The sequence below is a fragment of the Pseudomonas guangdongensis genome, from assembly GCF_900105885.1.
Classification (GTDB): Bacteria; Pseudomonadota; Gammaproteobacteria; order Pseudomonadales; family Pseudomonadaceae; genus Geopseudomonas; species Geopseudomonas guangdongensis.
This window is the reverse complement of the sequence record NZ_LT629780.1, coordinates 2,855,706-2,868,145: the sequence shown is the minus strand read 5'-3', so window position 1 is coordinate 2,868,145 and position 12,440 is coordinate 2,855,706. Positions and strand designations below refer to the sequence as shown.

Sequence of the window (12,440 nt, the reverse complement as noted above, 5' to 3'; positions counted from 1 at the left end):
CCCTGCGTGGGATGCCGGCTGCAGACCCGAACATAGAGAACAAGGACAACAAACCATGGCTATCTGTGCAGGAAGAACCGTGATCATCACCGGCGCCGGCGGCGGACTGGGCCGCGCCTATGCGCTGGCCTTCGCCGCCGAGGGCGCCAACGTGGTGGTCAACGACATCCGTCAAGCCGCCGCCGAGGACGTCGCCGGCGAGATCCGCGCCGCCGGCGGTGCGGCCATCGCCAACGCCGACGACATCACCACCCTGGCCACCGCCCAGCGCATCGTCGATGCCGCCGTAGCGGCCTTCGGCGAGGTGCACGTGCTGGTCAACAACGCCGGCATCCTGCGCGACCGCATGTTCCTCAGCCTCAGCGAAGAGGACTGGGACCTGGTCATGCAGGTGCACCTCAAGGGCCACTTCTGCCTGGCCAACATCCTCGCCCGCCGCTGGCGCGACCAGGCCAAGGCCGGCCAGCCGGTCGACGCACGCATCATCAACACCAGCTCCGGCGCCGGCCTGCAGGGCTCGGTGGGGCAGTCCAACTACTCGGCGGCCAAGGGCGGCGTCGCTGCGCTGACCCTGGTGCAGGCCGCCGAACTCGCCCGCTACGGCATCACCGCCAACGCCCTGGCCCCGGCGGCGCGCACGGCGATGACCGAAAGCGCCATGGCCGAGGTGGTGAAGAAGCCCGAGGACGGCAGCTTCGACCTGTGGGCGGCGGAGAACGTCGCGCCGCTGGTGGTCTGGCTGGGCAGCGCGCAGTCGCGCCACGTCACCGGCCAGGTGTTCGAGAGCCAGGGCGGTCGCATCTCCCTCGGCGACGGCTGGCGCACCGGCGTGACCCGCGACAAGGGCGCGCGCTGGCTGCCCGAGGAGATCGGCCCGGTGGTCGACGAAATCCTCGCCGAAGCGCCCAAGGCGCAGAAGGTCTGGGGGACCTGAGGGAGCGGTGAATGTCGCGACGCCTCGGCCTGGTGGCCGGGGCGTTGTCCATTTTGGCCTGGAGAACATGCATGGATTGGTTGAGACGACAGACAGTGGGCACCAAGCTGGTCTGTGGATTTTTTCTGGTATCGCTGATCGGCGCCTTCGTCGGTCTGCAGGGGATCCTCAAGGCTGCGCAGCTCAAGCAGCTGGCATCGTTGATGTACGAGCGCGAGGCCACCGGCATACGCCATGCCAGCGAGGCGAACATCCAGTTCCAGGCCGCGGCGTCGGCGATTCGCAGCGCGATCCTCACCGCGTCGTTCGAGGATCGCCAGCAGTATCTGGGCGAGATGGACACGCACCTGGAGCGGGTACGCAGCGAGATGGACAAGGCCGCGGAGTCCTTCGTCGGCGAGCGCGACCGGCGGCTGTTCGCCCAGTTGCTGGAGGCGCAGGAGGAATACGCGCAGAACATGAAGGACGTCATCCGCCGTCTCGACGGCGAGGACGTGCCCTATCCGCGTTCCTCGACCGCCTACCTGCTCACCTCCATACGACCTGTCGCCGAGCAGGCCAACGAGCTGATGACCCAGCTGGTCGACGGCATGATGGGCAACGCCGCCGAGTTCAGCCGGCAGATCGACGAGATCTACGCCGGCATCCGCCTGCTGATGATCGGTCTGACCCTGGCCGGTCTGCTGGTCGGCGCGCTGATCGGCGTGCTGCTGACCCGTGGCCTGACCCGCCAGCTCGGCGGCGAGCCGGCCGCGGTGGCCGATCTGGCCACTCGTATCGCCAACGGCGACCTCACCACACGCATCGACATGGCGCAGGCGCGACCGGGCAGCGTGACCCACGCGATGAACCGGATGCAGAACTCGCTGACCCAGGTGGTCGGCTCGGTACGCAGCGGCAGCGAGCGCATCGCCAGCGGCTCGCGGCTGATCGCCGGCGGCAACGTCGATCTGGCGGCGCGCACCGAGCAGCAGGCGGCGTCCCTGGAACAGACGGCCGCCAGCATGGAGGAGCTGACCGCCACGGTGCAGCAGAATGCCGACAACGCCCGCCAGGCCCACGCGCTGGCCAACGACGCCTCGGGCACCGCCGCCCAGGGCCGCGAGGTGGTGCACCGGGTGGTCGAGACCATGCAGGGCATCACCGACAGTTCGCAGCGTATCGCCAGCATCATCGACGTGATCGACTCCATTGCCTTCCAGACCAACATCCTCGCCCTCAACGCCTCGGTGGAGGCGGCGCGTGCCGGCGAGGAAGGCCGCGGCTTTGCGGTGGTGGCCGGCGAGGTGCGCAACCTGGCCAGCCGCTCGGCCTCCGCGGCCAACGACATCAAGGCGCTGATCGAGGAGTCCACGCGCCGGGTCGGGGAGGGCTCGCAACTGGTCGAGCAGGCCGGCAGGACCATGGCCGAGGTGGTCGGCGCCGTGAGCCGGGTCACCGATATCCTCGACGAGATCTCCGCCGCCTCGCGGGAGCAGAGCGAGGGCATCGGCCAGGTCAACGGCGCCGTCGCGCAGATGGAGCGGGTGACCCAGCAGAACGCCACGCTGGTACAGGAGGCGTCCACCGCCTCGCTCGCCCTCGCCGACCAGGCGCAAACCCTGCAGGAGGCGGTGGCGGTGTTCCGCCTGGACGATATGCCGCCGCCGCAGGCGCCTGCGCAAGAGCGAGCCGCCGCGGTGCCCGGCTTCCAGCTGGAAGCGCAAGCCTGCTGAGGGGCCTGTCGCCGTGGAGTCGCGCGGCGCCGGACAGGTGCCCTCGACGCCGCGTCAGTCCCGTGCTGCGTGAGTGACCCCATGGCTGCCGAGCGAGGCCCGGCACGCCCGTGCGCCCCCGTTCAGGGGGCGCAGGTCCTGCTGTCCGGGGCGACTGGCAGGGTGCCGGTCCGCGCTTGGCCATCCCCCGGACACGGCGCGCCCACCCCGTCCGTTTTGACGATGTAGCCCCCCCGAGCGCCCCGTATACCTGTGGCAGACCCTTTACCAACGAGGTTTCTGCCATGCGACAAGCTCCCCCCTACGTACCCGGCCACCAGCTGCTGGCCGGCAAGTCCGTCCTGATCACCGCCGCCGCCGGCGCCGGCATCGGTTTCGCCGCCGCCAAGCGCTGTGCGGAGGAGGGTTGCCGGGCGCTGATGATCTCCGACATCCACCCGCGCCGCCTGGAAGAGGCGGTCGAGCGCCTCAAGGCCGAGACCGGCCTGACCGCCGTCTATGGCCAGCTGTGCAACGTCGCCGTGGAAGAAGAGGTGCAGGCGCTGGTCGCCGCGGCCGAGCAGGCGCTGGGCGGCGTCGACGTGCTGATCAACAATGCCGGGCTCGGCGGCCAGAAGCGCGTCACCGAGATGAGCGACGAGGAGTGGTCGCGGGTGCTCGACATCACCCTGACCGGCACCTTCCGCATGACCCGCGCCATGCTGCCGCACATGCAGGGCCGCGGCCGTGGGGTGATCGTCAACAACGCCTCGGTGCTCGGCTGGCGCGCGCAGAAGGAGCAGGCCCACTACGCCGCAGCCAAGGCCGGGGTGATGGCGCTGACCCGCTGCAGCGCGCTGGAAGCCGCCGAGTTCGGCGTGCGCATCAACGCGGTGTCGCCGTCCATCGCCCTGCACGACTTCCTCAAGAAGGCCTCCAGCGAGGAGCTGCTCGCCCAGCTGGCCAGCCGCGAGGCCTTCGGCCGCGCCGCCGAGGTCTGGGAAGTGGCCAACGTGATGGTCTTCCTGGCCAGCGACTACGCCTCCTACATGACCGGCGAAGTGCTGTCGGTCAGTTCCCAGCAGGCCTGAGGAGCGCGCCATGACCACCATCTATTCCAGCGCCGAACAGCTGCTCGCCGCCGAGGGCCAGGATCTGGGTGCCACCGACTGGATCGAGATCGACCAGGCGCGGGTCAACCTGTTCGCCGAGGCCACCGGCGATCACCAGTGGATCCACGTCGACCCCGAGCGCGCCGCCAGCGGCCCGTTCGGCGGCTGTATCGCCCACGGCTACCTGACCCTGTCGCTGGTCAACCTGTTCCTGCCGCAGCTGATCCAGGTCGACAACCTGCGCATGGGCGTCAACTACGGCTGTGATCGCGTGCGCTTCCCGGCGCCGGTCAAGGTCGGCGCGCGCATCCGCGGGCGCGGCGAGGTGGTGCGCGTCGAGCAGGTCGGCGCGGCGGTGCAGGCCACCGTGCGCGTCAGCGTCGAGATCGAGGGCGGCGAGCGCCCGGGCTGCGTGGTCGACACCATCAGCCGCTACACCTTCAACTGAGCGAGAGATTCCCATGCAAGCCAATCCGAACGATGCGGTGATCGTATCCACCGCGCGCACCGCGCTGACCAAGTCCTTCCGCGGCTCCTTCAACGATACCGAGGCGCCGGTGCTCGGCGGCCACGTGGTGCGCGCGGTGGTCGAGCGCGCCGGCATCGAGCCGGGCGCGGTGGAGGACGTGATCATGGGCGCGGCGGTGCAGCAGGGCACCCAGGCCTACAACATCGGCCGCCTGTGCGCCTACACCGGCGGCCTGCCGGACAGCGTGCCGGGCATGGCGCTGGACCGCATGTGCGCCTCCGGCCTGATGACCATCGGCGTCGCCGCCAAGGGCATCATGACCGGCGAGCTGAGCGTGGCGGTGGCCGGCGGCGTCGAGTCGCTGTCGCTGACCCAGACCAAGCACAAGAACAGCTACCGCGCGCAGTCGCTGGCGGTGCAGGAAGTGGTGCCGGCGGCCTACATCCCGATGCTGGAGACCGCCGAGATCGTCTCGCGCCGCTACGGCATCTCGCGCGCCGCCCAGGACGAGTATTCCCTGCAGAGCCAGCAGCGCACCGCCGCGGCGCAGGCCGCCGGGCTGTTCGCCGACGAGATCGTGCCGCTGGCCGCGCGCAAGCTGTGCTTCGACAAGGAGGGCAACCCGACCGGCCACGAGGAGGTGCTCGCCGACCGCGACGAGTGCAACCGCCCGTCGACCAGGCTGGAGGATCTCGCCGCGCTCAAGCCGGTGTGGAAGGACGGCAAGTGGGTGCAGCAGGGCGAGTTCATCACCGCCGGCAACGCCTCGCAGTTCTCCGACGGCGCCGCGGCGACCCTCTTGATGAGCCGCGCCGAGGCCACCCGCCGCGGCCTGGCGCCGCTCGGCGTCTATCGCGGCATCGCCGTGGCCGGCTGCGCGCCGGAGGAGATGGGCATCGGCCCGGTGTTCGCCGTGCCCAAGCTGCTCAACCGCTTCGGCCTGACCGTGGCCGACATCGGCCTGTGGGAGATCAACGAGGCCTTCGCCTGCCAGGTGATCCACTGCCGCGACGTGCTGGGCATCCCCGACGACCGCCTCAACGTCAACGGCGGCGCCATCGCCATCGGCCATCCGTTCGGCATGTCCGGCGCGCGCATGGTCGGCCACGCCCTGCTGGAAGGCCGTCGCCGCGGCGTGCGCTACGTGGTGGTGGCCATGTGCATCGGCGGCGGCATGGGTGCCGCCGGGCTGTTCGAGCTGGCCTGAGCCCCGCCGTCTCCACGGCGCCCGGGCCGGCTACTCCTTATGGACGATGTTGGCCCGGAGCCGCTTGGGGACTATCGGGGTGCGTCGTCGCCTGCGTCGGTCCGGTCGCCTAGCCCGGACCTGTCACAACAAGAACAAGGGACAGACCCCATGAACGTTTCCGCTCCTCTTCCGCACGCCGCCGGGAGGTCGCCATGCGCCAACTGATCGGCTACCTGATGTCGGCGGTCGTCGCCGCCACCGCCCTGTATGCGTTCTCCCTGCGTACTCCGCCCCCCTTGCCGGCCACCGAGCTGCGCATCGACCGCCTGCTGATCAACGACATGGCCACCGACGGCCGCCGGGTGGTGGCCGTCGGCGAGCAGGGGGTCATTCTGGTGAGCGAGGACTACGGCGACTCCTGGCTGCAGGCCAGCGTGGAGCCGCGCCGCGACAGCAGCCTGACCGGGGTGGTGGCCCTGTCGCAGGACGCCCTGGTCGCGGTCGGGCACGACGGCTGGATCCTGCGCTCGGAAGACGGCGGGCGCAGCTGGCGGGAGAGCCGCGTCGACCTCGAACTGGCCGAGCCGCTGCTCGGCGTATGGGCCGCCAGCGACACCGAGGTGGTGGCCTACGGCAGCTTCGGCAAGTACTTCGTTTCCGCCGATGGCGGGCGCAGCTGGGAGGCTCGCGAACTGCCGGTGGACGGCTACCACCTCAACGGCATGGACGGCGACGCCGACGGCCGCCTGATGCTGGTCGGCGAGCGCGGCACGGTGCTGCGTTCGGCCGACGGCGGGCAGCACTGGGAGCCGCTGCCGGCGTTCTACAACGGCTCGCTGTTCGGCATCGCGCGGCTGTCCGCCGAGCGCTGGCTGGCCTACGGCATGCGCGGCCACGTGTTCGTGACCGCCGATTTCGGCCAGAGCTGGAAGCAGGTGCCGGTCGCTCACGCGACGCCGCTCTACGGCCACGACCTGATGCCCGGCCGCTCGGGGGCCTTGCTGGTCGGCGCCGGCGGCGTGGTGATGCGCTTCGATCGCGAGGGCCGGCTGGCCGACAGCGTGCATCTGGACGGCCTGGGCACCCTGACCTCGATCGCCGCGCTCGACGAGCGGGTGCTGGTGGTCGGTGGCGAGCGGGGTGTGTTCAAGAGCTTCCGCAGCGGCGTAGCCGCCGTGCAGAACTGAGGGCGACGAGATGAAGGAACAAACCTCCTGGGTGGACCGCTGGGTCGAGGCCTGTGCCGACCGCCTGATCGGGCACCGCCGGATGCTGATGGTGGTATTCCTGGCGATCACCGTGGGCCTGGGCTTCAGTGCCCTGCAGACGCGGCTGGACCCCGGCTTCAACAAGCTGATTCCGCTGCGCCACGAATACATGCAGAACTTCCTCGAATACAGCAAGATCTTTACCGGCGCCAACCGCTTCCTGGTCAGCGTGCGCTGGAAGGGCGAGGGCGACATCTACAACCCGGTGTTCCTCGATACCCTGCGCAAGGTCACCGACGACGTGTTCTTCACCTCCGGGGTCAGCCGCTCCAGCGTGACCTCGCTGTTCACCCCCAACGTGCGCTACATCGAGGTGACCGAGGACGGCTACTTCGGCGACGTGGTGGTGCCGCCGCGCTTCTCCGGGTCGCTCAAGGACCTCGAACAGGTGCGCAACAACGCGGCGCGCTCCGGGCAGATCGGCCGCCTGGTGGCCAACGACCTCAAGGCGGCGCTGGTGCGTGCCGACCTGCAGGACATCGATCCGAAGACCGGGCAGAAGGTCTCCTACACCGAGGTGGCCCAGCGTCTGGAGGAAATCCGCGCGCGCTACAACAACGAGCAGATCGAGATCAACATCGTCGGCTTCGCCAAGCTGGTCGGCGACGTGGTCGAGGGCCTGGGCACGGTGATGGGCTTCTTCGTGGTCGCCTTCCTGATCACTGCGGCGCTGCTGTGGGGCTATTCGCGCTCGCTCAAGCTCACCGTGGTGGCGCTGGTGGTGGCGCTGCTGCCGGTGGTCTGGCTGCTCGGCCTGCTGCCGCTGTTGGGCCTGGGCATCGACCCGATGTCGATCCTGGTGCCGTTCCTGATCTTCTCCATCGGCGTGTCCCACGCGGTGCAGATGACCAACGCCTGGAAGCAGGACGTGCTGGCCGGCGACTCGTCGGTGGTCGCCGCCCATGCCGCGTTCAGCAAGATCTTCATTCCCGGCGCCCTGGCGCTGCTGATGAACGCGCTGGGATTTGCGGTGATCATGCTGATCGACATCCCCATCGTGCATGAACTGGGGGTGACCGCCTGCATCGGCGTCCTGCTGATGATCATCACCAACAAGATGATGCTGCCGATCATCATCTCCTACCTGACCCTGGAGCGCTCGGCGCAGCACTTCAACAAGCCGATCGAGGGCCGCAAGCACGCGCTGTGGTGGCGCGTCTCCGGCTTCGCCAAGCCACGGCCGGCGCTGGTGGTGTTCGCCATCAGCCTGGGATTGCTGGCGGCCGGGACCATGAAGGCGCGCGAGCTGCAGACCGGCGACATCGGCGCCGGGGCGCCGGAGCTGCGCAGCGAGTCGCGCTACAACCGCGACAACGCGCGGATCATCGGTGGCTACGCCATCGGCCTGGACGTGCTGACGGTGTTCGTCGAGGTCAAGGACAATCCGGAAGCCTGCCTGACGCCGCAGGTGATGCGCGCGGTGGACCGTTTCGACTTCGCCGTGCGGCACATCGCCGGGGTGCAGTCGGTGTCCAGCGTGACCGGCATGGCGCGGGTGATGATCGCCGGCAACAACGAGGGCAACCCGCGCTGGTCGGCGATCCCCAATTCCGCCCAGGGCCTGCAGCAGGGCTCGCACGCCTACTCCTCGGAGCTGGGCATGGTCACCGACGGTTGCCAGCAGATGCAGGTGCTGGTGTTCCTCACCGACCACGAGGGGGCGACCGTCGCCCACGTGATGAAGGAGGTCAAGCGGCTCATCGCCGAGGACGTCACCCCGGGCGTGGAGTTCCGTCTGGCCGGCGGCAACATCGGCATCATGGCCGCTTCCAACGAGGCGGTGGACCGCGCCGAGGTCATGATGCTCGGCGCGCTGTTCGGCTCGGTGGCGCTGTTCTGCTGGCTGACCTTCCGCTCGCTGCGCGCGGTGCTGTGCATCCTGGTGCCGCTGGCCATCGTCGCGATCCTGTGCAACGCGCTGATGGCGCTGCTCGGCATCGGCCTCAAGGTCGCCACCCTGCCGGTGGTGGCGCTCGGCGTCGGCGTCGGCGTCGACTACGGCATCTACCTCTACGAACGCATCCAGCACGAGATGGAAGCGGGGCGCGACCTGCGCAACGCCTTCTACGAGGCCATGTGCCAGCGCGGCACGGCGGCGGTGTTCACCGCGCTGACCATGTCCATCGGCGTGTGCACCTGGGCCTTCGCCGCCCTCAAGTTCCAGGCCGACATGGGCGTGCTGCTGGCCTTCATGTTCCTGGTCAACGTGTTCGGCGCGATCATCCTGCTGCCGGCGCTGGCCGCCTGGTTCAACGAGGGGCGCCCGCTGGTGCGCGCCCGCGACGGTCAGGAGGCGGAGATGGCGACTGTTACGAGCGCGCCGGCAGTTCGTCGCCGGGAAATTGGCGCTCAGGTGTAGGGAGGGAAAACCCGGGCCGTACAGCCGTCGAGCGGGAGCCCTGCAAGGTACTTGTGGTGGCCTCCCGTTTGCCCGAATCTGTCTGGCGCGGGCTTGCCGGACCGCCGCAGCGAGCGCTGCGGCAACGCCGGCACGCACGGACTTGCGAGCACCGTACGGCGCAACGCCACGGCAACCGGAGCGGTTGCCTGGCCATCGCGCCACTGCGAGGGACGACCGATAACAATAAAAAGGGGGCGGTCGATGAACCGCGCCCGCAGTGAGGTGAAGGGTGGAGAAGACTATCGATGGTATCCATGCCCTGGCGGGCCTGGATCTGGCCGAATACGACCGACTGGTCGCAGCCCTGTACGACGCGGCCCTGGACAGTCGCCTGTGGAACATCCCCATGGAACAGATCCGCGACCTGTTCCAGGCCAACTACGCCACGCTGATCCTGCGTGTTCCCGAACAGACCGACGTCGGCCTGATGATCGTCGCCGGCAACATCGAGGGGCAGGGCAAGATCACCTACATCACGTACCCGAACACCAACACGCCCTTCGTCAACATGCCGGTGGACGCGGTGTTCACCGCCGACGAGGTGCTGGGCGAGGCGGAGTGGCGGCGTTCTTCCTACTATCAGCACTGGTGCAAGCCCAACGGCGTGCATCATGTGATGGGCGTCGACATTTCCACCCCGGATGCCGGCAAGCTGCGCTTCCGGCTGACCCGCCCGGAGGGGGCGGCGAGCTTCGCGGCGCGCGACCGCGCGCTGTGCGAGCTGATCCTGCCGCACCTGCGCCGCGCCCTGAACATGCACAACCAGCTGGACCGCAGCCAGTCGATGGGCGTGCTGTATTCCCAGGCCATCGGCCGCCTGTCGGTGGCGACCATCGTGCTCGACGAGAGCGGCCGGGTGCTGCAGCAGAACCCCGTCGCCCAGGAAATCCTCGCCGACGCCGACGGCCTCAAGCTGGTCGGCGGCCGCCTGGAGGCCTCCTATCCCAGCGACAACCGCGAACTGCAGCGCCTGGTGCGCAACGCCTTCGCCCGTCAGGGCAAGGAGGCGCCGCCGATCGCCGAGGCCATGTCGATCGCCCGGCCGTCCGGGCAGGTCAGCCTGGGCGTGGTGGTGGAGTCGGTGCCTTCGCTGGAGTGGGCGGAAAGCAAGGGGCAGCCTGCGGTGGTGGTGTACATCCGCGATGCCGCCGGCAAGTCGCTGGCCAGCACCGCGGTCACCAAGCAGCTGTTCAACCTGACCCCGGCGGAAACCGCGCTGTCCCTCGAACTGGCCAACGGCCTGTCGCTGGAGGAAGCCGCCGAGGCGCTGAACATCCGCCGCAACACGGCGCGCGCGCACCTGCGCTCGATCTTCTCCAAGACCGGCGTGCGCCGGCAGACCGAGCTGGTGCGCATCATGCTCAACAGCGTGATGGCGCTGGGGCAGAGCGAGCTGCCGGCGCAGCGCCTGCGCGCCGGCTGACAGCCGCCGCCGGATCGTCCATGCGGACGATTCGGCCCGCTGCCGCGCCGCCTAGTGTGGGGGCAGACCCGTCACCCAGGAGAACTACCATGCCAGTCACAGCAGTCAGCGGTTCGGCGTCGGGCATCGGCGCCGCCGTGTGCGACGCCCTGCGCGCCGCCGGTCACGAGATCATCGGCATCGACCGCGCCCATGCCGAGGTGATCGCCGACCTGTCCAGCCCCGCCGGGCGCCAGATGGCGGTCGAGGGCGTGCTGGCCCGTTGCGACGGTGTGCTCGACGGTCTGGTGTGCTGCGCCGGGCTTGGCGTCACCGCGCCGTCCAGCGGGCTGATCGTCGCGGTCAACCACTTCGGCGTCACCGCGCTGGTCGAGGGGCTGGCCGCGGCGCTGGCGCGCGGCGAGCGCGGCGCGGCGCTGATCGTCGGCTCGGTGGCCGCGACCCATGCGGACAACAGCCAGCCGATGGTCGAGGCCATGCTGGCCGGCGACGAGCCGCGGGCGCTGGCGCTGGCCGACGAGCTGAACCAGCCGCAGAGCGCCTATGCCTGCTCCAAGTACGCGGTGACCCGCTACGCCCGGCAGAAGGCGGTGGAGTGGGGCGGCCTGGGTCTGCGCCTCAACGTGGTGGCGCCGGGGGCGGTGGAAACCCCGCTGCACCAGGCCTCCAAGGAAGACCCGCGTTTCGGTCAGGCGGTGCGCAACTTCGTCGCGCCGCTGGGCCGCGCCGGCCAGCCGGCGGAAATCGCCGCGCTGGTGGCGTTCCTGCAGTCGCCGCAGGCCAGCTTCGTGCATGGCAGCGTGGTGTTCGTCGACGGCGGGATGGACGCCATGGTGCGTCCGGCGCGGTTCTGATCGCGGCAACCGCACGGACGAGGCCACCTGGGGGTGGCCTCGCCGTTTCGGCGCCGTATTGACGATGTTCGCCGTGCTTCCGGCGCCCAGACTGCGCTGGGGAGCGCAAGCAAGGAGTCTGCAATGAACAAAGTGGCATTCATCACCGGCGCCAGCCGGGGCATCGGCCGCGAGACGGCGCTGGCCTTCGCCCGCGCCGGCTTCGACGTGGCGATCAGCGCGCGCACCCTGGAGGAGGGCGAGAGCCACCAGCACGCGCTGCGCAACCCGGACGGCACGCCGCTGCCGGGCAGCCTGGCGGCGACCGCCGCGGCGATCCGCGAGTCGGGCCGCGAGGCCTTCGTGGTGCGCATGGACCTGCTCGACGGCGAGTCGGTGCAGCAGGCCTGCGCCGCCGTGCTGGAGCACTTCGGACGCATCGATGTGCTGGTCAACAACGCCATCTACCAGGGCGGCGACCTCAACCTGCCGTTCCTCGAACTCGAACCCGAGACCCTGCTGCGCGTCTATCAGGGCTACCTGCTGGCGCCGTTCCTCGCCACCCGCGCGGTGCTGCCGCAGATGCTCGAACGCGGCGAGGGGGTGATCGTCAACGTCACCTCCGGCGCCGGCGAGAGCGATCCGCCGGTGGCCGCCGGGCGCGGCGGCTGGGGCTACGCCTACGGCTCCGGTAAGGCCACGGTGTCGCGCCTGTCCGGGGTGCTCACCACCGAGCTGGGCGAGCGCGGCATCCGCGCCTTCACCGTCAATCCCGGCGTGGTGACCACCGAGGCGCTGATGGCCACCATCGGCGACAAGGGCGTGATCGCCCTGCGCGGCGGCATGGCGCCGCCCACGGTGCCGGCGCAGGTGATGCTCTGGCTGGCCACCGCTCCGCAGGCCGCGGACTTCCAGAAGCGCACCATCGCCGCCCAGCCGTTCGCCTTAGAGCAGGGCATCGTCGCCGACTGGCGGGTGCCGACCGGCGGCTGAAATCGCCTTTTCTAGTCCAAGCGGATGATGAGCCCGCGGCGTCCCTCGGTGAAGATCGTCGGACGCTGCCGGGTGGCCCGCCTCGACGACAGCCATCCGGTATCCCGCTTGCGTGTGCTCAACG

10 protein-coding genes are annotated in these 12,440 nt (G+C 69.7%); all 10 read left to right on the top strand.

Annotated elements, in window-relative coordinates; all coding sequences use genetic code 11:
- Positions 1 to 55 precede the first annotated feature (55 nt).
- The 10 genes from BLU22_RS13335 (at position 56) to BLU22_RS13290 (ending at position 12,316) form a co-directional block, all read left to right on the top strand.
- Positions 56 to 934, top strand: coding sequence for an SDR family oxidoreductase (locus BLU22_RS13335; RefSeq protein ID WP_090215432.1), 879 nt, complete (start codon positions 56 to 58; stop codon positions 932 to 934).
- A 71-nt stretch (positions 935 to 1,005) separates the two neighbouring features.
- Entirely contained in the window at positions 1,006 to 2,649 is a 1,644-nt protein-coding gene (locus BLU22_RS13330) for a methyl-accepting chemotaxis protein (RefSeq protein WP_231975249.1), read from the top strand.
- 284 nt (positions 2,650 to 2,933) lie between these two features.
- Entirely contained in the window at positions 2,934 to 3,719 is a 786-nt protein-coding gene (locus tag BLU22_RS13325; protein ID WP_090215429.1) for an SDR family oxidoreductase, read from the top strand.
- Between the two features lie 10 nt (positions 3,720 to 3,729).
- A complete protein-coding gene (locus tag BLU22_RS13320) occupies positions 3,730 to 4,188 on the top strand; it encodes a MaoC family dehydratase (protein ID WP_090215427.1) in 459 nt (152 codons plus the stop codon).
- A gap of 13 nt (positions 4,189 to 4,201) precedes the next feature.
- Positions 4,202 to 5,416: an acetyl-CoA C-acyltransferase gene (locus BLU22_RS13315; protein WP_090215425.1), complete on the top strand. Its 1,215-nt coding sequence runs from the start codon at positions 4,202 to 4,204 to the stop codon at positions 5,414 to 5,416.
- Between the two features lie 194 nt (positions 5,417 to 5,610).
- On the top strand, positions 5,611 to 6,585 hold the full coding sequence (locus BLU22_RS13310) for a WD40/YVTN/BNR-like repeat-containing protein (protein ID WP_090215423.1): 975 nt from the start codon (positions 5,611 to 5,613) through the stop codon (positions 6,583 to 6,585).
- 10 nt (positions 6,586 to 6,595) lie between these two features.
- A complete protein-coding gene (locus BLU22_RS13305; protein ID WP_173867182.1) occupies positions 6,596 to 9,025 on the top strand; it encodes an efflux RND transporter permease subunit in 2,430 nt (809 codons plus the stop codon).
- Positions 9,026 to 9,296: 271 nt separating this feature from the next.
- Positions 9,297 to 10,490, top strand: a complete 1,194-nt coding sequence (locus tag BLU22_RS13300; protein WP_231975248.1) for a helix-turn-helix transcriptional regulator — start codon at positions 9,297 to 9,299, stop codon at positions 10,488 to 10,490.
- A gap of 89 nt (positions 10,491 to 10,579) precedes the next feature.
- Positions 10,580 to 11,344 carry an SDR family oxidoreductase gene (locus BLU22_RS13295; protein ID WP_090215420.1) on the top strand — a complete coding sequence of 255 codons (765 nt, stop codon included), beginning with the start codon at positions 10,580 to 10,582 and terminating at the stop codon, positions 11,342 to 11,344.
- Between the two features lie 123 nt (positions 11,345 to 11,467).
- The gene (locus BLU22_RS13290; protein WP_090215417.1) at positions 11,468 to 12,316 is read left to right on the top strand and encodes an SDR family NAD(P)-dependent oxidoreductase; all 849 of its coding nucleotides are present in this window, start codon (positions 11,468 to 11,470) and stop codon (positions 12,314 to 12,316) included.
- The last annotated feature ends 124 nt before the right edge of the window (positions 12,317 to 12,440 follow it).

Coding starts and splice junctions, on each gene's coding strand:
- BLU22_RS13330 (WP_231975249.1), top strand. CDS start 1,006: ATGGATTGGTTGAGACGACAGACAGTGGGCACCAAGCTGGTCTGTGGA.
- BLU22_RS13335 (WP_090215432.1), top strand. CDS start 56: ATGGCTATCTGTGCAGGAAGAACCGTGATCATCACCGGCGCCGGCGGC.
- BLU22_RS13295 (WP_090215420.1), top strand. CDS start 10,580: ATGCCAGTCACAGCAGTCAGCGGTTCGGCGTCGGGCATCGGCGCCGCC.
- BLU22_RS13310 (WP_090215423.1), top strand. CDS start 5,611: ATGCGCCAACTGATCGGCTACCTGATGTCGGCGGTCGTCGCCGCCACC.
- BLU22_RS13320 (WP_090215427.1), top strand. CDS start 3,730: ATGACCACCATCTATTCCAGCGCCGAACAGCTGCTCGCCGCCGAGGGC.
- BLU22_RS13315 (WP_090215425.1), top strand. CDS start 4,202: ATGCAAGCCAATCCGAACGATGCGGTGATCGTATCCACCGCGCGCACC.
- BLU22_RS13305 (WP_173867182.1), top strand. CDS start 6,596: ATGAAGGAACAAACCTCCTGGGTGGACCGCTGGGTCGAGGCCTGTGCC.
- BLU22_RS13290 (WP_090215417.1), top strand. CDS start 11,468: ATGAACAAAGTGGCATTCATCACCGGCGCCAGCCGGGGCATCGGCCGC.
- BLU22_RS13325 (WP_090215429.1), top strand. CDS start 2,934: ATGCGACAAGCTCCCCCCTACGTACCCGGCCACCAGCTGCTGGCCGGC.